Genomic DNA, 17,379 nt, shown 5'->3' on the forward strand with positions numbered 1-17,379 from the left:
TGTGCTGCTATTGCAATTGATTTGCTTTATTACATTCTCTCGCGAACGACGCGAGATCCGGAGGCCCACCCATGTTCTCGACCCCCCGTAAAGGCTCCTTCTTCCGCCTCCCGCTGGCCGCCTTCCTCGTCCTCGCCGCGACGACCGCGACGGCATCGGCCCAACCGGCCTTCCAGAAGGTGTTCTCGCCCGATTCCATCGGCCCCAGCAGCACCTCCGAGCTGGTGTTCACGATCACCAATGGATCGGCCACACCGGTGACGGACATGGCCTTTTCGGACACTCTGCCGGCGGACGTCGTCCTCCAGACGCCCGCCGCCGCGACCACCGACTGCGTGGGGGCCACCCTCACCGCTCCGGACGGTGATTCCACCATCACCTTTTCCGACGGCAGCGTCCCCGGAAGTCAAAGCTGCACGGTGCGTGTCTTGGTCACGGCCGCCGCCGCCGGCACCTACGTCAATACCAGCGGTGACCTGACGTCCAGCGCTGGCAACAGCGGAACCGCTTCCGACACCCTGAACGTCCTAGACAATCGACCCGGCTTTTCGAAGAGCTTCGCGGACGCCTCCCTGCTGGTGGGCGAGACCACCACCCTGACCTTCGATATCGACACCTCGGCGATCGCCAGCAACGCCTTCAACGTCAGCTTCACGGACTCGCTGCCTGCGGGGCTGGTAGTGGCTACTCCACCCAATGCTACGGTGAGCTGCATCGCGACCTTCGCACCCACCGCCGGGGGCACATCGGTGAGTCTGTTCTCAGGCTTCATTCCCGCCGCCGATGCGGGCTGTACGGCGACCGTTGATATCACCGCCACGGCCTTCGGAACCCAGCTCAACCGCACGACGAATCTGACCAGCTCGACGGGCAACTCCGGCTTCGCGGTAGACACCCTCGACGTAACCGTGCCGCGGGAGCTGCTCACCAAGCGCTTCGTGGGCAGCGCGGTGCCCGGCGGCACCGTCACCCTCGAGTTCACCTTGACCAACTTCGACCGCGACTTCGCGGCCACGGACATCGAATTCACGGACGATTTGGACGCCGTCCTGTCGGGCTTGACGGCCCTCGGATTGCCCTTGGCGGATCCCTGCGGCGCCGGCTCGCAGCTCACCGGCACTTCGGTGCTGACCTTCACCGGCGGCAGTCTGCCGCCGGAGGGCTCTTGCACCTTCTCGGTCGACCTCCAGATCCCCGCCGGCGCTACTCCTGGGGACTACCCCAACACCACCAGCAGCCCAACGGCGACGGTCGACGGCGGCACGCAGACCTTTGCGCCGGCGACAGACACCCTGCCAGTCGATGCCGCGCCGGTAGTGAATAAAATCTTCCTGGACAATCCCGTGCTGGCCGGTACCTCGACCAACATCGAGTTCACGGTGACCAATTCGTCGCCGACGGAAGCGGCGACGGCAGTCACCTTCGAAGATCCGCTGGATTCCATTTTCACCGCCACCGGCCTCCCCGCCTCGCCCTGCGGCGGCGGTTCCACGGTGTTCGTGGACACCAGTTCCGGAACAGCGGTGCTGACCCTGATCAACGGCTCACTGCCGGCCGGAGGCTCCTGCACCTTCCAGATTCCCGTGACGGTGGCCGCCGCCGCGGCACCGGGCACCTACCCCAACCGGACCACCGCTCCCACCGCCACGGTAGCCGGAGAAACCGTCGTCGGCGTACCGGGAGCCGATGACCTGCTGGTGATTGGCGCGCCGGATTTCGCCAAGAGCTTCAGTCCCAACGCCGTCGCCGCCGGCGCCACGGTGGACTTGGAGTTCACTCTCAGCCTGAACCAGAACGCCCCGACGGACGTGACCGGGATCGCCTTCACGGATGACCTCGGCGCGGTGCTCGCCGGCCTAACGGCCGTCGGCCTGCCGCTGAACAACGTGTGTGGGGCGGGCTCCCAGATCACCGGCACCACGACCCTCTCGTTCACCGGCGGCACCCTCGCCCCGGGGGAATCCTGCACCTTCACGGTGACCGTGCAGGTGCCGGCCGGCGCGGCGCCGGGCACCTACCCCAACACCACCAGCAGCACCACCTCCATGACCCTCGGGGAAACGGTGGTCGGCCCCGCCGCCTCGGACGACTTGATCGTCAACGGCGTGTCCTTCAGCAAGAGTTTCACCGATGACCCGGTGATCGCCGGCGCGACGGTCACCCTCGAATTCACCATCAGCAACCTGAGCGGCACGGAGACCCTCACCGGTCTGTTCTTCACCGACGATCTGGGGGATGTGTTGGCGGGACTGACCTCGACGGACCTGCCTCAGAATGACGTCTGCGGTGCCGGCTCGCTGTTCAGTCAGAGTGGCGACACGCTCCAGCTAGGGGGCGGCACCCTCGGTCCGGGGGCGTCCTGCACCTTCTCGACGGTCCTCCAGGTGCCGGTCGCCGCCCCGGCCGGTGTTTTCGGCAACCGCACCAGCAGCCTGGCCAGCTTCCAGGGCGTCTTCCCCGCGGCGCAGGACGACTTGACCGTCGCCGAACCGCTTTCCTTCACCAAGACCTTCACCGACGACCCGGTATCGCCGGGCGACCCGGTGACCCTCGAATTCAGCATCTTCAACGCCGACGCGGACGACGCCATTACCGGCATCTCCTTCACCGATGATCTCGACGCCGCCTTGAGCGGACTGGTGGCGACGGGGCTACCGTTGAATAACGTCTGCGGTGCCGGATCGCAGATCTCCGGTACGTCGACCCTCTCCTTCACCGGAGGTTCGCTGGCGGCAGGCAGCTCGTGTACTTTCCAGGTCACCCTGCAGGTGCCGGCGGGCGCCGCCCTCGGAACGGTGGCGACCAACACCACCAGTTCGATCACCGGCACCCTGGACGGCCTCACCACCACCGGTGATCCGGCGACGGACGACCTCGAACTGTTGGCGCTCACCTTCTCTAAGAGTTTCGACGGGCCGACAGCGGCCACCGGCACGGCGGTGCTTTCGTTCTCCATCGCAAATCTCTCCGCCACCGACACGGCGTCCGGATTGTCCTTTACGGACGACCTCGACGCGGTCCTCACCGGCCTCGTCGCCACCGGCCTGCCGCAATCGGATGTCTGCGGCACGGGTTCCCTGATCAGCGGCACTTCGCTCTTGACCGTTAGCGGCGGCACGCTACCGCCCAACGGCACCTGCACCATCATGGTGACCGTGCAGGTGCCCGCCGGCGCGACACCGGGGACCTTCCCGAACACCTCCAGCGACCTCTTCCAGTCCGGCGTACCGGTCGCCGAGCCGGCGACCGCCGACCTGGTAATCGAGCCGCCGCCGACCTTCGCCAAAACCTTCGCGCCGGACTCCATCGGCGTGGGTGCCGGTAGCACCCTGACCTTCGCCATCGACAACACCGCCAGCACGCTAGCGGCGAGCGACCTCGCCTTCACCGACGTTCTACCGGCGGGACTGGCGGTCGCCACGCCGGCTAACGTCACCAACACCTGCGGCGGCACCGTCACGGCCACTTCCGGGACCGACACGATCTCGCTTTCCGGTGGAACCGTAGCCGCCGGTGCGTCGTGCCAGATCCAGGTCGACGTGACGGCCAACCTCGCCGGCGCGCTGATCAACACCACCGGCGACCTCACCTCGTCCTCCGGCAACAGCGGCACCGCCTCGGACACTCTGGTCGTCAACCCTCAGCCGGGCTTCGCCAAGGCCTTCGCGCCGGCGACGGTGCCCGCCGGCACGGACTCGACGCTGACCTTCACCATCGACAACAGCCCCAGCACCGTCGCCGCCACCGGCCTCGACTTCACGGACAATCTGCCTGCGGGCCTGGTCGTCGCCTCACCGTCCAACGCCTCCACCACCTGCACCGGCGGCACCCTGACGGCGGTTTCCGGTGGCACAACCATCAGCTACAGCGGAGGCACTGTGGCGGCCGGCACGATCTGCACCGTACAAACGGACGTGACCACCACCGCCGCCGGCACCTTCGTTAACACCAGCGGCAATCTCACCTCGTCCCTCGGCAACAGCGGTCCCGCTTCGGACAGCTTGACGGCGACCCTCCAGGCCCTCGGATTCGCCAAGGCCTTTGCGCCGAATCCCATCGCCAGCGGCGGAGTGAGCACGTTGACCTTCAACGTCGACAACTCGACGAACCAAATTGCCGTGGGGGACATCGACTTCACGGACAATCTACCCACCGGCATGACCGTCGCCAGCCCGGCCAACGCCTCCACCACCTGCTCGCTGGGCACCGTCACGGCATCGGCCGGGGCCGGTACGGTGAGTTTCACCGGCGGGCGCGTGCCCGCCAGCGCCACCTGCACGGTTTCCGTCGACGTCACCTCGTCGACGCCGGGCGAGGCGGTCAACGTCAGCGGCGATCTGACCTCCGAGGCGGGCAACAGCGGCACCGCCACGGACACTCTGAGAATCAATCCTCAGCCGGGCTTTACCAAGGCCTTCGCGCCGGATGCGATACCGGCCGGTACCGTCAGTACCCTGACCTTCACGGTCGACAACTCCGGCAGCACCGTCGCTGCCACGGCCCTCGACTTCACCGACAACCTGCCGGCGGGAGTCGTCGTGGCGACGCCGGCCAACGCGGCGACCACTTGCACCGGCGGCACCCTCACGGCGGTCGCCGGCAGCGCGGTGATCAGCTACACCGGCGGCACCGTCGTCGCCGCCGCGACCTGTACCGTGCAGGCGGACGTCACGACGACCGCCGCCGGTTCCTTCGACAACATCAGCGGCGACCTGACCTCGTCCCTCGGCAACAGCGGTTCCGCCAGCGACACCCTGACGGCGACCCTCGAAGTTCTCGGCTTCAGCAAGGACTTCTCGCCGGCAGTGATCCAGAGCGGTGGCGTCAGTACCTTGACCTTCACCATCGACAATGCGGCGAATCAGGTCGACGTGGGCGCTATCGCCTTCACCGACAACCTGCCCGCCGGCATGACCGTGGCCAGCCCGGCCAACGCCTCCACCACCTGCTCTCCGGGCACCGTCACGGCGGTTCCGGGCGCCGGCACGGTAACCTTCGCCGGCGGCCAGGTGGCGACCGGTGGCACCTGCACCGTGAGCGTGGACGTCACGTCGGCGACCCTCGGTGACTCGGTCAACGTCAGCGACGATCTGACCTCCGAGGCGGGCAACAGCGGTACCGCCACGGCGACCCTCACGGTGATCGACGACCTCGGCTTCACCAAGAGTTTCTTGTCGGAACCGGTGTTGCCAGGCGGCGCGGTGGACGTCGAGTTCACCCTCACCAACCCGTCGCCGGACGTGACCTTGATGGACCTCGCCTTCACGGTGGACTTCGACGCCGCCTTGGCGGGCATGGTGGTCGAATCCGGGCCGATGAGCGACATCTGCGGCGCCGGTTCTCAAGCCAGCGGATCGCCGGTGCTGACCTTCAGCGGCGGCACCCTGGCGCCGGCGGCGAGCTGTACCTTCGCGGTTTCCGTGCGCCTGCCGGCAGACGCCGCACCGGGGACCTATCCGTGCGACACCAGCACGCTCACCGGCACCGCCAACGGCAAGCCGGTGTCGGCCGCGCCGGCGAGCGACGATCTGGAGGTCGCCGGGCTGGTCTTCAGCAAGGACTTCGGCGCCCAGGGCATCACCCCGGGGCAGTCGGTGCAGCTCAGCTTCTCCATCGCCAATCCGGATCCCGTCAACGACGCCACGGGCATCACCTTCAGTGACGATCTGGAGGCCTTCATCCCGGGAGCCACCACCTCCGACGTGCCGCAATTCGACGTCTGCGGCACCGGCTCGCTGCTCGATGGACCGTCCTTCCTCACCCTTACCGGCGGCACCCTCGGGGCCGGCGAAACCTGCACCTTCACGGTGCTCGTCGACATCCCGTCGGTCACCCCGATGGGCGACTACACCAACGTCACCAGCACCCTCGACGCGGAGGTCGGCGGTGAAACGGTGGTCGGCGCCACCACTCAGGCCACCCTCACCCTGGGCGACAACATCCTGGCGATCCCGACCTTGGGTCAGTGGGGATTGCTGCTGCTGGCCCTGGGCCTTGGATGGTTGGGCATCGTGGCCATGCGGCGATCGGCCTGAGGCCGGGGATCAGGTAAGGACAGAAGAGCCCGCGATCCTCCTCGGGATCGCGGGCCTTCCACTTCTCTGGCCAGAATCAAAGTTAGGCGCTGACCTGCAAGGGGGAGGCAGAGCCCCCGCTGGACCCCAGAACGGTCCCGATCCGCGCGGCCTCTGAGAAACCGGCCCCTTGCAGGAGGTCCAGAACTTCCTCAACGGTTTTCGCGGGCACTCCGAAGAGCAACCCACCGGAGGTCTGCGGGTCGAACAGAAGCGGATAGGCGGAATGGCGGACCGCTTCGCCCTGCACCAGGAGCTGCGCCTTGGCCCGGGCGTTCTCCTCATGAGCGGTGCTGCGGATTCCTTGACCGAGGAGTTCGATGGCGCCCGGCAGGGCCGGCACGGCATCGAGATCGATCTGCGCCGACACGCCGCTTGCCCGCAGCGTCTCCAGCAGGTGGCCGGCCAGGCCGAAGCCGGTGATGTCGGTCATCGCCGTAGCGCCGTGGGCGACGGCGATTTCGGCGGCGCGGGCGTTGGACTGGACCATCGACGAGATCGCCGATTCCAGCCACCGTCCGCGCAGGCGCCCCTGCATGTCCGCCTGGAGGAGAACGCCGGTGCCGAGGCCTTTGGTGAGGATCAGCTCCTGCCCGCTTTCAAGGAGATCGAGGGTCAGCGGCGCGCGCCCGGCGGACAGTTCGCCGTCCACCGCGAAGCCGACCAGCAGTTCCGGGCCGGTGGTGGTGTGCCCGCCGAGGAGAGTCACCCCTTCGGCATCGAAAGCGACCCGCGCTCCGGCCAGGACCTGATAGAGCATCTCTTCGGCCACCGAGGATGGCAGATGGCTGGGCAGGGCGACGAGCGCTTGAGCGTGGCGCCCATGGGCGCCTTTGGCCCAGAGATCCGACAGGGCGTTGACGGCAGCGACGCGACCGACTAGAAACGGATCGTCCGTGAAGGACCGAAATGCGTCGATCGTCGAGACGATCCGGTCGCCCCGCCGGGTGGTGAAAATCGCCGCGTCGTCCGGACGGTCGAGGCCAACGAAGACGCCGGGATCGGCCGGAGCCGGTGGCAAGCGGGCCAGGGCACGGGCCAGGCTGGTCTGACCGATCTTGGCGGCACAGCCGCCGCACTCCATCTCGCCGGAGGCGGAATCGCTCGTGCCCATCCCGGCGCCCTCAAAGGACTTCTGTAGCGCCCCCTCGGCGTCCAACACCTGAAACTTGTCCATAAACCGCCGGTCGATCCAGTCTTTGAGGCGCATCACCCAGCGACCCTCGAAGGACCAGCGCCCTTTGGTGCCGAGGGCCTCGCCGTCGCCCAGATTGAGAAGCGATAGGAAATCCGACTGCGGCCGGTATCGGCGCAGGGGTTCGCTCGCCGCGAAGGCGCGCAGGTTGTCCAGCAGGTACGGCCCTTGGCGCACCGCGTAGACGCCGGCCTTGGGCGTTCGCGGCGCTTCGAGCAGGGTGGCGCAATCGCCGACGGCGAACAGATCGTCGTGGTCCCGCACCTGGAGGGTCGGCCGGGTCCAGACGAAGCCGCGGTCGTCCGTCGCCAAGCCGGAACGGGTAAAGAGATCCCGTGCCGTGGCGCCGACCACCCACACCAGCAGCTCGCACGGCAGCTCTCGGCCATCTTCCAGAACCACCCGATCCGCTTCCGCCTGGGCGATGCGCTGTCCCGTGGTGATCCGGATTGAGCGCGCCACGGCGTGCTTTCGAGCCCGCCGCACCAGGGACTCGGGTTCTCCCGGCAAGAGCCGCCGACCTCCTTGCACCAGATGCACCTCCAGGGACGGATCTTCCGCCCCGCCGAGGCGTTGCCACAGGGCGAAGGCCATCTCGACTCCTCCGGCCCCGCCGCCGGCGACGACAATGCGAAAGGGCTCTCCGGCCGGCCGTTCGCCGACTCGCTCCACCACCTCTTCCACCCGCTGCACCAACCGGCCGATGGGGCGCGACGGTAGGGCGTGCTGGCACACCCCGGGCAGATCCAAGCCGGCGACGGTGGAGCCGATGTCGAAGGAGGCGACGTCGTAGGTAATGGACGGGCGATCCGCCAGTTCGATCCGGCGGGCGGCGGCGTCCACCGCCACGGCGGCCGACAGGATCACCCGCGCACCGGCCCGCCGGGCAAGCGGCAACACATCGATCTCCAGCTCCTCGGCGCGGTACTGGCCGGCGACAAATCCCGGTACCATGCCCGAGTAGACGGCGATCGGGGTGTCGAGAACCACCGTCAGATGGAATTCCGGCAGGGGCTCCATGGCGAGTCCGCGGAGCACCTGTACATGGGAATGTCCACCGCCCACGAGGACGACCTCACGCTGTTTTTTTCGGCGGGATGGCATCTTCGAGTCGCTCGGCGCGAGGTAGCAGTGGATGGACTGGCCGGAACGGACGGCCTCAGCGATTGTATCCGCGCCGGGCACCTATGATTCAATATCTTTCATGCGCTCGGTCTGTCTGCTCCTCTGCTCGATACTGACCCTTCCCGCCGTGAGCTGCGCCGCTTCCACCGATCACCTTTCGGACGCCGCCAAGCGCGCGCGTATCCAGGAGATGTACGACGGCTACCGCGCCTCCTTCGTCGAGGTGCAAGGCATCTCCGCCGAAGAGGTCATGCGACGGCGGGACACCGAAGACGTTCTGTTCATCGACGTGCGATCGGCAAAGGAGCGCCGGATTTCGCGCATTCGGAACTCCGTCACCCCCGAAGAGCTGCCGAAAGACCCCACGGAACTGCGGGAGGAGCTGGGCGATCGTCTGGTGGTCGCCTATTGCACCGTGGGCTATCGCAGCGGCAAGTACGCCGAAAAGCTGCAGAATCAGGGCATCGAAATCCTCAACCTGGAGGGCAGCCTGCTGTCCTGGACTCACGCCGGCGGTGAGTTGGTGGACGATGCCGGTCCGACCGACAAGCTTCACGTCTACGGCAAACGGTGGAATCTCGCCCCGCAGGGCATCGAAACCACCTGGTAGCCGTCCTCGATCACGGCGCGGTACCCTCGCCGCAAGACCCCCAACGAAACCTAGGAGGCGTCAATCATGGACCTCGGAAGATTCTCCGTTTCGCTCACCGTCAAGGATCTCGCCGCCTCCAAGGAGTTCTACGAGGCGCTGGGCTTCGAAGTGGTGGCCGGCGACGCCGAACAAAACTACCTGATCCTGCAAAACGGAGAGGCGATCATCGGCCTATTCCACGGCATGTTCGACCAGAACATTCTCACCTTCAATCCCACCGATGCCCGCGCCATTCAGAAGGACCTCAAGGCAAAGGGAATTCCGCTGGTGCTCGAGGCCGACGAAGAAGGCGACGGACCCACCCACCTGACGCTCCTCGACCCGGACGGCAACCCGATATTGATCGACCAACACTAGTCCGGCCGATCCGGTAGCCAGCAGGTCACCACCGTGCCCTTCCCTTCGGCGGATTGGAGGCTGATCTTGCCGCCGTGTTCTTCGACAATCTCGCGGCACAGAGCGAGCCCCAGGCCGCTGCCGGTCTTCTTGGTCGAGTAAAACGGCAGCAGGGCGTGTTCGAGGGTCTCGGCATCCATTCCACGGCCGCGGTCGCGCACCTGGATCCACACCCCGGTGGGTGGTGCGGGAGTGACGACCAGTTCGACCGGTGGCGGACCGTTGCCCTCGAACCCGCTGTCCACTCCAACGCCGGCTTCGGTGGCGTTCTTGAACAGGTTGATCAGTAGCTGGCGGATTTGGGCCGGATCAAAGTATCCCGGCTGGCGAGGCAAAGGCCCAACCACCTGCACCGATGGGTACTCGCCGATCGAGTCCACCAGCTCCTGCCAGACCACCTCTTCGCGCCGCGGTTTGGGCAGCCGGGCGAATCGGGCGTAGTCCGCGATGAAGCCCTGGAGGTGGTCGAGACGCTCGCGGATGAGGCGAAACACCTCGTCCGAGCGCTCGGCGTGGCGTGGCTCTTTGGCGATGACGCTGGCGGAGTGGATGAGCGACGACACCGGCGCCAGGGAGTTGTTGAGCTCGTGGGAAATCACCCGGATGACCTTCTTCCAGGCCTCCGCCTCCTGCCGGCCGAGGTCGCCGGTCATCCGGCGCAGCAGCACCAGCCGGTGGCGCCGGCGGTTCAGGCGGAAGGTGCGCTGGGAGAGGAGAAAGGTCTCCGGCGGATCGCTGTCCGGCAGGGTGAAGAGGCCGTCCAGCTCGTCCGTCAACATCTGCCGCATTTCGGCCGGTAGGCCTGCGCGCACCTCCCCGAAATCCAGGCCGTTGAGGTTCCCACCGCCCATCAAGAGGGCGCGGGCCTGGCGATTCGAGTAGATCACCCGATCGATGGCGTTGAGCAGCAGGATCGCCGCCGGCGACCGGTCGAGGGCCGTCTGCAGCAAGAGCTGACGCTGGCGGACGGTGGTTCGCTCCTGCCGCAGCACCTCACCGACTTCGTTGTAGAGCTCCACCAGCAGCCCGAGTTCGTCCCTGCGACGATAGGCCAGCCGCACGCTGAAGTCGCCGTCCCGAAAACTGCGAATGCCGTCGCTCACCCCTCGCACGATGCGGTCCAGAGGGCTCAGCATGCGCTGGATCCACCACGCTCCGAGGCTGATTCCGACCAACAGAGTACCGAGGAACACCACCCGCGGGGAGTAGTCGAAGAAGCTGATGGTGGCGGCCACCGCCGCCATCAGCGCCAGTAAGACGGCAAAGCCGAGGGTGACCTTGCCGGCGAAGGAAAAGCGGCGCGGGGCGAGATCCGCACGGCGGCGGCGTTCGGTGGTGGAGCGGGACGACAGGAGCAGGGACACGGCCTATCTTAGTCCCGAACGGAGCCGCCTAACGGTGGCAGGCCGAGGTCAAAACTTGGGGCGCCGCTCGAGTTCGATGCCGAGGCGCGCCATCCGGCGGTACAGTGCCTGGCGGCTGATCTCGTAACGATCGGCTACCCGCGAGACGATGCCGTCTTCCTCGGCCAAGGCCTGGACCAGGCCTTGGCGTTCGACGATCTCTTCCGGCGACAGGCCGAGGGAGTCGACATTCTCTTCTTCCAGGCCGAGGTCGCCCACCTCGATGCGTTCGCCGCTGGAGACCACCGTCGAGCGCTGCATGCGGTTTTCCAGCTCCCGCACATTGCCGGACCAGGAGTGCTGGAGCAAAGCCCTTTCGGCGCCTTCGCTCAGGCTCTTGGCTTCGGCCGAGGCACTGAAACGATCGAGGAAGTGCTGGGCAAGGGGCAGAATGTCCTCTCGGCGACTCTGGAGGGGAGGCAGGCGAACCTCCACCACGTTCAGCCGAAAATAGAGATCTTCTCGGAAGCGACCCTGGGTCAGGGCATCCGCCAGCACCGTATTGGTGGCGCTCAACACCCGCACATCCACCCGCTGGGTGTCGCTGCTACCGAGGCGCTGGAATTCGCCGCTCTGCAGCACCCGCAGAAGTTTGACCTGGCCCTGCAGCGACAGGGAATCGACCTCGTCCAGAAACAGGGTGCCCCGATGGGCGGTTTCGAAATGGCCTTTACGCCGGCTGCGGGCGCCGGTAAAAGCGCCGGCCTCGGCGCCGAACAGTTCCGCTTCCATCAGCTCTTCGGGAATCGCGCCGACGTTGACCCGCACGAAGGGCTGATCGCGCCGGCTGGAGTTGGCCTGGATGATCTCGGCGATCTTTTCTTTGCCGGAACCGCTCGGGCCGGTGATCATCACCGGCGCCTCGGAGCCGGCCACGTTCACCGCCAGCCGGACCACCCGATGCATCGCTCCGCTGGCGTAGATCAGGCCGCACAGGTCAAACTCGTCGGCCAGTTGCCGCCGGGCGTCGTCCAGCTTCGCCCGGCGCTGCTCGTCGGTGAGCTGGCCGGCCCGCATCTCCACCAGCGCCGTCACCGTGGCCAGCAGCTTCTCGTCCTCCCAGGGCTTTTGAATGTAGTCCACCGCCCCTTCGCGCACCAGCTCGACGGCCGTTTCCAGCGAGGCCCAGGCGGTCATCAGCAGGATCGGCACGTCCGGCTGGACCTCGCGCAGGGCGTGGAACAGCTCCACGCCGGCCCGGCCGGAGGTTTCATCGCGCCGAAAGTTCATGTCCTGGATCACCGCGCCGAGGGGCTCCGCCCTGGCCCGCGCCAGGGCCTCCTCGGGGGAGGTCGCCACCGCGCAGGAAACGTCGTGCAGATCGAACAACAGCTCCAGGGCGGTGACCACCGCCTGCTGGTCGTCGACGATCAGCACCCGCAGATCACTGGCTATCGGCATCACTCATCCCTAAAGAAAAAAACGGCTCTCCGGGCCAGCACCGGGGGTGTCCGGCGCGAAGCCTCGGCCGGTCGACCTCAGACGGTCCGCGTGGCGACCTCCGGCGAAACGCCCGTCGCGCGCAGCGCCGGCGCGAGGGCCGCGGCAATGCCCGTCAGCCACAGCAACACCATGCCGCCCACCAGCAGTCGCCAGTCGAGTTTCGGCATGCCGGCCATCTGCACCAGAGTGTAGTTGAGGAGGAGAGAGAACAGTACGCCGGCGGCCAGGCCACAGCCGGTGATCATCCAGTTCTCCACCAGGAAGTAGCGCACGATGTCCCGCTTGGTCGCTCCCAGGGCGCGCCGGGTTCCGATCTGGCGCCGCCGCTCGGTCACCGAGAAGGAGGTCAAGCCGATGATGCCCAAAGAGGTCACCAGGATCATCAGCAGGGTCACCGCGGTCAGGATCTTGATCACCGCCAGGTCGTCGGAGTAATAGCCTTCCTTGAACTCGTAGAGGGGCTTGACGGTCACCAGGCGATCCCCTTCCGCCTCCAGCATCCGCTCTTCGAGACCGGCGGCTACGGCGTCGCGCGCACCGGGCTCGGTGCGCACCAGGTAGCGCACCCGTGCCGAGCTGCCCGGACGGCCCGGCTGCAGCATGGTGTAATCCTCAACCCCCGAGGTGAGCCAAAAGTTCTGGAGGTGATCGACGATCCCAATGATCGTCTCGCGCATCTGGCCCTCGCGGTTCTGGATGTCGTTGCCCAGAGCATCGCCGCCAGGAAACAGCGCATCGGCCAAGGCCTGGGTGATGATCACGTTGCGCTGCGCAACGATGCCCTCCTCGTCCGTTTCAAAGTCGAAATCCGTTGACTGAAAGTCCCGGCCGGCCACGATTTTCGGTCCGAAGGTGGCGACGGCCCCTTCCGTCACCACGAAATAGGGCACGCTCACGCCATCCGCATCGGGGTCGGAACCGGAGGCCCTGCGGCCGGTCCCGCTGCCGCCGCCGCTCAGCGGCGTCGCGCTACTGGCCATCGCCGCCACGGCACCGGGAATTGACTCCAAACGCTCAATATCCGCTTGCCGCAGAGTGTCGAGAAAATCCTCGTCGGCGTACTGAGAGCCGAAGGGTTCGGTGGTCACCACCAGGGTGTTCAGTTCATCGTAGCCGGTGTCTCGCTGAAAAGTCGTGCGCAGGTCGAGCACCATGGTGATGCAGTTGACAACGATCGCCAAAGTCAAAGCGACCTCCAAGGCGATTAGCCAGAAACGCACCTTGTTGTGCATCAGCGAGCGAAAAATCGGTCCGAGTTCCATAGGTGTCGCCTCCCCTCTACTGCAGTTTCAGATACGTGGCTGGAGGAATCCGGCAGATGCGCCAAGCCGGGTAGACGCCCGCGACCAGCGCGGCGAAGAGCGCCAACAGCACCCCCACCAAGGCCATCTCCGGCGTCAATCGGAAGGGCTCCGCGGCGGAGATCAGTCGGCTGGTGACGGTCAGCGTCAGAATCGCCAGCGGCAACCCCACGACGCAACCGAGGACGCCGATCAACTGGCACTCGACCAGGTGGTGCAGAAAAACCGACAGCTTGCTCGCCCCCAAGGCTCTTCGAACTCCCACTTCCGGCGCTCGCGCCAAGAACTTGCCGAGCAGAATGCCGATCAGATTGACGGCGCACACCAGCAAGAAGAGAAGCGACAGGATGGTGAGGGTCATCGCCTGGGCGGGCACCACCTCTTGGTTGTCCAGCCATTCGGTCACCGTGCGCACCCTGTTGTTGACCGGTCGTTCCATGCGACCGAGTTCCTTCTGCTGCATGGCATACGCATTCAGCCAGGTCTCAAACCGCTCCTTCTGGTGGAGATCGTCCAGTTGAACCCAAAGCTGCAACCAGGTGAGTTCTGAATCGAGACGTTCCTGGTAGTTGGTGATGCTCTGAAACTTCCATCCGTTGGTATTGCCGGCGGTCCTCACCTCCATCGGCTCCGCCAGGCTGATCGGAAGATAGATTTCCTCCGATGGATTGTAGGGACCGTTGGTGACGTCGTAGAACTTCGGCGACGGCTGCCACGGAGCCAAAACCCCGACGACTTGAAAGTCCTCTTCCTCGATCCGCACTCGCCGACCGACGCTGTCCTCACCTCCGAAGAGTTTGATGTTGGTGTCGAATGACAGCACCACCACGCGCTCCTCGCCCTCGTCGGCGCTTCGGCTCCAGCCGGCGCCGAACTGAAAAGGCATTGCAAACATCGGGAAGACGTCCGCCGTCGAGAGGCGACCCATCGCCCGGAAGGGTCGCAGATCCGCCGCCGCTGGATGTACCGTCATCTGCGCTTTGAACATGGCGCTACGGTAGGTGGGAATGTCGCTCCCCTGGATCGCCATCGCATCGCGATAGGTGAGCTGGTCCGGCGGCTCGTCGGGGTTGTCCTCGTCGTAGGACCGGTTCGGGTTCCAGGCGTCGACCTGAACATGGAACACCTGTGGGCTCTTGGACGGCAGAGGATCTTGCGCCAACAGGTGATGAATGTTGACGAAAGTGGTCGCTACGGCCATGCCAAGGGCAATGCCCCCCACAAGCAGCGCCGACAGCACTGGATTTCGGCGCAGGCTCAAGAAAGCCATGCGGATCTGGTAAGCGAGCATCGAGCTAGGCCTCCACCGTAACCGAAGACTTCGCTTGCGCGGCCGGATCGAAGAGCGGACGGGCCGTTTCGTCCTGCATGTCGAGCAGTCGACCATCGAGCAGGTGAATCTGTCGCGGCGCCCGGGCGGCAAGTTCCGGATCGTGGGTGACTACGATCACCGTCGTGCCGGTACCGTTGATCTTCTCCAGCAGATCCATGATCTCCGCCGCCATCTCCGAGTCGAGATTGCCGGTGGGCTCGTCCGCCAGGATGAGCTGCGGCGTGCCGACCAGGGCGCGGGCCACCGCCACGCGCTGCTGCTGACCACCGGAAAGCTGCGCCGGGAAGTGCTTGATGCGAGAGGTCAAGCCCACGATCTCCAGCGACTCCTCGATCGCCGCCCGGCGAGCCTTGGCGCCCGTGCCCCGGTAGCGCAGAGGCACGTCGATGTTGTCGAACACGTTGAGATCGGGGATCAGATTGAAGCTCTGGAAGATAAACCCGATCTTTTCGTTGCGGATGCGCGACATCTCGCGGTCCGTCAATCGACTGACGTCGGCTCCGTCGAGGATGTACTTGCCTTCATCGAAGGTGTCGAGCAACCCCGACACGTTCAAGAAAGTCGTTTTTCCGGAGCCCGACGGTCCGGTGACCGAGATGAACTCGCCGGCCGTAACCTCCAGGTCAAATCCGCTCAGGGCGTGGGTTTCCACGTGCTCCGTGCGATAGATCCGCCGAATATTTTGCATGCTGATCATGGACTCATCTCCTCGCTCTCGTTTGCCCTTGGAAAAACTTTTTCACCGCCGCAGCAAAAGTCGTTCTGCCCCTTCAAAGCGACTGATGTCCGACAGGATGATGCGATCTCCCAATTCCAGACCGCCCAGGATTTCGACTTCGGAGACGCTCAGGGCGCCGACTTCGATGGGCCGAAGCACCGCCAAGCCGTCGTCCAGCACATAGGCCTGACGCCCGCCACCACTTTCCAGGAAGGAACCACGCGGTACCTTCAAAGTATCGCCGCGCGTCTCCAGCAGGAGCCGGGTGCTCAAGCGCTGGTTCTGCTTGAGCCCTTCGGGCGCCTCGCCGACGAAGGAGACGATCCCCTGCACCCGACTACCCCGCACTTCCGGAGATAGGCTCTCGAGTAAGCCCCGGTACTCCTCGCCATCGAACAGGATCGACGCCTCGGTGCCTGGGCCGAGATTCTGGGTATAGGACTCGGGTACGGCGACCTCGATCTCGAAGGCCGAAAGATCAACCACCGTCATCACTTCCTGGCCCTGCACCACCGAGCCGCGATCCGCCACCTCGATGCGGGAAACCAGACTCGACACCGGTGCCCGGATGGCGAGTTCGTCGACCTGCCGTTCCAGGTCTTCCACCACCAGCCGCTGGCGCTCGACTTCCGACCGCCGCTGGCGCAGCTCGAAATCGAGGGTCTCCGTCTGCAGGTCGAGGCGCTGGCGGGCCAATTCCAGTTCGAGGGAAGACACCTTGACGGCGTCCTGCGCCCGCTCGAGCTCCACCGCGTTCAGCAAGCCTTCCTGGCGGATGCGCTCGGCCCGTTCCAGGGCGCGTTGCCCCGCTTCGAGTTCGACTTCCGCCAACCGAATGTCCTGCCGCCCCTGCAACCGAGTCTGTTCGGAGAGAATGCGCTGGCGCTCGACCTCGGAGCGTAGGGAGCTCAACGTCGAGCGCTCCTGGCGTAGCCGGCTTTCGATCTCCGGACTGGCCACCCGCGCCAGCACCTGACCGCCTTCCGCGAACTGACCCGCCACCACCTCAAGGCGGATCACCCCACGCGCCGGACTGACCAAGGTCGGCCGGAACGCCGCCACCACATTGCCCTGCACGGAAACGTCCCGCACCAGGTCGCCGCGGATCACGGTCCCCACGCGAACGTCGGAGAGAGCCACCGACGCCTCGGACTGGGCCCAGCGACGGATGGACGGATAGGCCATCGAAGCCAGGATCAAGCAAACCACCCCGACCCCCATCCAGATCCACGCCCGACGCCCCCGCACGCCCTTCGGCCGCTCCACTACACGATCCATCGCTGAGTTGTTCCGAATCACGTAAGTAGCCTCCTGCCCCTTCCCAAAGCAAGAGCCGAGCCACCTCGCAACATCAGAGTAAGCGACCTTTTTTCAGACACTTAGACTGAGTCCCCAAAGACGCCAAGGAGCGGATAGTTGACAGGTGTCCGGGTGCGAGCGGACAGGTGTCCGGGTGCTCAGCATGGACCAGCCCTGATCAGGCAGGAGGGAGATGCTGCATCGGCGGCGCAAAAGAAAAAGCCCCGCGGCGAACGCGGGGCTTTCGAATGGGGCTCTCGGTGAGAGCACCCTCGCTCAAATCCCGAGGCGACTAGTTTTTGTCGTCGTCGTCATCGTCGTCATCGTCGTCGTCGTCATCGTCGTCGTCGTCATCGTCGTCGTCGTCATCGTCGTCGTCGTCATCGTCATCGTCGTCATCGTCGTCGTCGTCATCGTCGTCGTCGTCATCGTCGTCGTCG

The 17,379-nt window shown here is 65.7% G+C and carries 10 protein-coding genes; 3 read left to right on the top strand and 7 right to left on the bottom strand.

What is annotated here, in order from left to right; translation table 11 throughout:
- The first annotated feature begins 71 nt into the window (after positions 1–71).
- Positions 72–6,035: an IPTL-CTERM sorting domain-containing protein gene (locus tag AAF481_19300; protein MEM7483316.1), complete on the top strand. Its 5,964-nt coding sequence runs from the start codon at positions 72–74 to the stop codon at positions 6,033–6,035.
- 82 nt (positions 6,036–6,117) lie between these two features.
- Here AAF481_19300 and selD read toward each other — a convergent pair whose 3' ends face one another.
- A complete protein-coding gene (selD, locus tag AAF481_19305; GenBank protein MEM7483317.1) occupies positions 6,118–8,373 on the bottom strand; it encodes a selenide, water dikinase SelD in 2,256 nt (751 codons plus the stop codon).
- 100 nt (positions 8,374–8,473) lie between these two features.
- On the opposite strand from selD, the gene AAF481_19310 reads away from it, so the two are divergent.
- Together AAF481_19310 and AAF481_19315 are read left to right on the top strand one after the other, a co-directional pair.
- Positions 8,474–9,004: a rhodanese-like domain-containing protein gene (locus AAF481_19310; protein ID MEM7483318.1), complete on the top strand. Its 531-nt coding sequence runs from the start codon at positions 8,474–8,476 to the stop codon at positions 9,002–9,004.
- 66 nt (positions 9,005–9,070) lie between these two features.
- Positions 9,071–9,403 (top strand): VOC family protein, encoded by a 333-nt coding sequence (locus tag AAF481_19315; protein MEM7483319.1) that lies wholly within the window; start codon positions 9,071–9,073, stop codon positions 9,401–9,403.
- Here the strand turns inward: AAF481_19315 and AAF481_19320 are convergent.
- The 6 genes from AAF481_19320 to AAF481_19345 form a co-directional block, all read right to left on the bottom strand.
- Positions 9,400–10,806, bottom strand: coding sequence for an ATP-binding protein (locus tag AAF481_19320; GenBank protein ID MEM7483320.1), 1,407 nt, complete (start codon positions 10,804–10,806; stop codon positions 9,400–9,402). The two genes, AAF481_19315 and AAF481_19320, sit on opposite strands and share 4 nt — an antisense overlap.
- Positions 10,807–10,854: 48 nt before the next feature.
- Positions 10,855–12,246, bottom strand: a complete 1,392-nt coding sequence (locus tag AAF481_19325) for a sigma-54 dependent transcriptional regulator (GenBank protein ID MEM7483321.1) — start codon at positions 12,244–12,246, stop codon at positions 10,855–10,857.
- A gap of 77 nt (positions 12,247–12,323) precedes the next feature.
- Positions 12,324–13,550: an FtsX-like permease family protein gene (locus tag AAF481_19330; protein ID MEM7483322.1), complete on the bottom strand. Its 1,227-nt coding sequence runs from the start codon at positions 13,548–13,550 to the stop codon at positions 12,324–12,326.
- A gap of 16 nt (positions 13,551–13,566) precedes the next feature.
- Entirely contained in the window at positions 13,567–14,880 is a 1,314-nt protein-coding gene (locus AAF481_19335; protein MEM7483323.1) for an ABC transporter permease, read from the bottom strand.
- A gap of 4 nt (positions 14,881–14,884) precedes the next feature.
- A complete protein-coding gene (locus tag AAF481_19340; GenBank protein ID MEM7483324.1) occupies positions 14,885–15,619 on the bottom strand; it encodes an ABC transporter ATP-binding protein in 735 nt (244 codons plus the stop codon).
- Between the two features lie 42 nt (positions 15,620–15,661).
- The gene (locus tag AAF481_19345) at positions 15,662–16,918 is read right to left on the bottom strand and encodes an HlyD family efflux transporter periplasmic adaptor subunit (GenBank protein ID MEM7483325.1); all 1,257 of its coding nucleotides are present in this window, start codon (positions 16,916–16,918) and stop codon (positions 15,662–15,664) included.
- Positions 16,919–17,379 lie beyond the last annotated feature (461 nt).

This window comes from Acidobacteriota bacterium (assembly GCA_039030395.1).
Classification (GTDB): Bacteria; Acidobacteriota; Thermoanaerobaculia; order Multivoradales; family JBCCEF01; genus JBCCEF01.

Bases quoted from the DNA above. Each gene is read 5' to 3' on its own strand.
- AAF481_19300 (MEM7483316.1), top strand. From the start codon at position 72: ATGTTCTCGACCCCCCGTAAAGGCTCCTTCTTCCGCCTCCCGCTGGCC.
- selD (MEM7483317.1), bottom strand. From the start codon at position 8,373: ATGCCATCCCGCCGAAAAAAACAGCGTGAGGTCGTCCTCGTGGGCGGT.
- AAF481_19310 (MEM7483318.1), top strand. From the start codon at position 8,474: ATGCGCTCGGTCTGTCTGCTCCTCTGCTCGATACTGACCCTTCCCGCC.
- AAF481_19315 (MEM7483319.1), top strand. From the start codon at position 9,071: ATGGACCTCGGAAGATTCTCCGTTTCGCTCACCGTCAAGGATCTCGCC.
- AAF481_19325 (MEM7483321.1), bottom strand. From the start codon at position 12,246: ATGCCGATAGCCAGTGATCTGCGGGTGCTGATCGTCGACGACCAGCAG.
- AAF481_19330 (MEM7483322.1), bottom strand. From the start codon at position 13,550: ATGGAACTCGGACCGATTTTTCGCTCGCTGATGCACAACAAGGTGCGT.
- AAF481_19335 (MEM7483323.1), bottom strand. From the start codon at position 14,880: ATGCTCGCTTACCAGATCCGCATGGCTTTCTTGAGCCTGCGCCGAAAT.
- AAF481_19340 (MEM7483324.1), bottom strand. From the start codon at position 15,619: ATGATCAGCATGCAAAATATTCGGCGGATCTATCGCACGGAGCACGTG.
- AAF481_19345 (MEM7483325.1), bottom strand. From the start codon at position 16,918: ATGGATCGTGTAGTGGAGCGGCCGAAGGGCGTGCGGGGGCGTCGGGCG.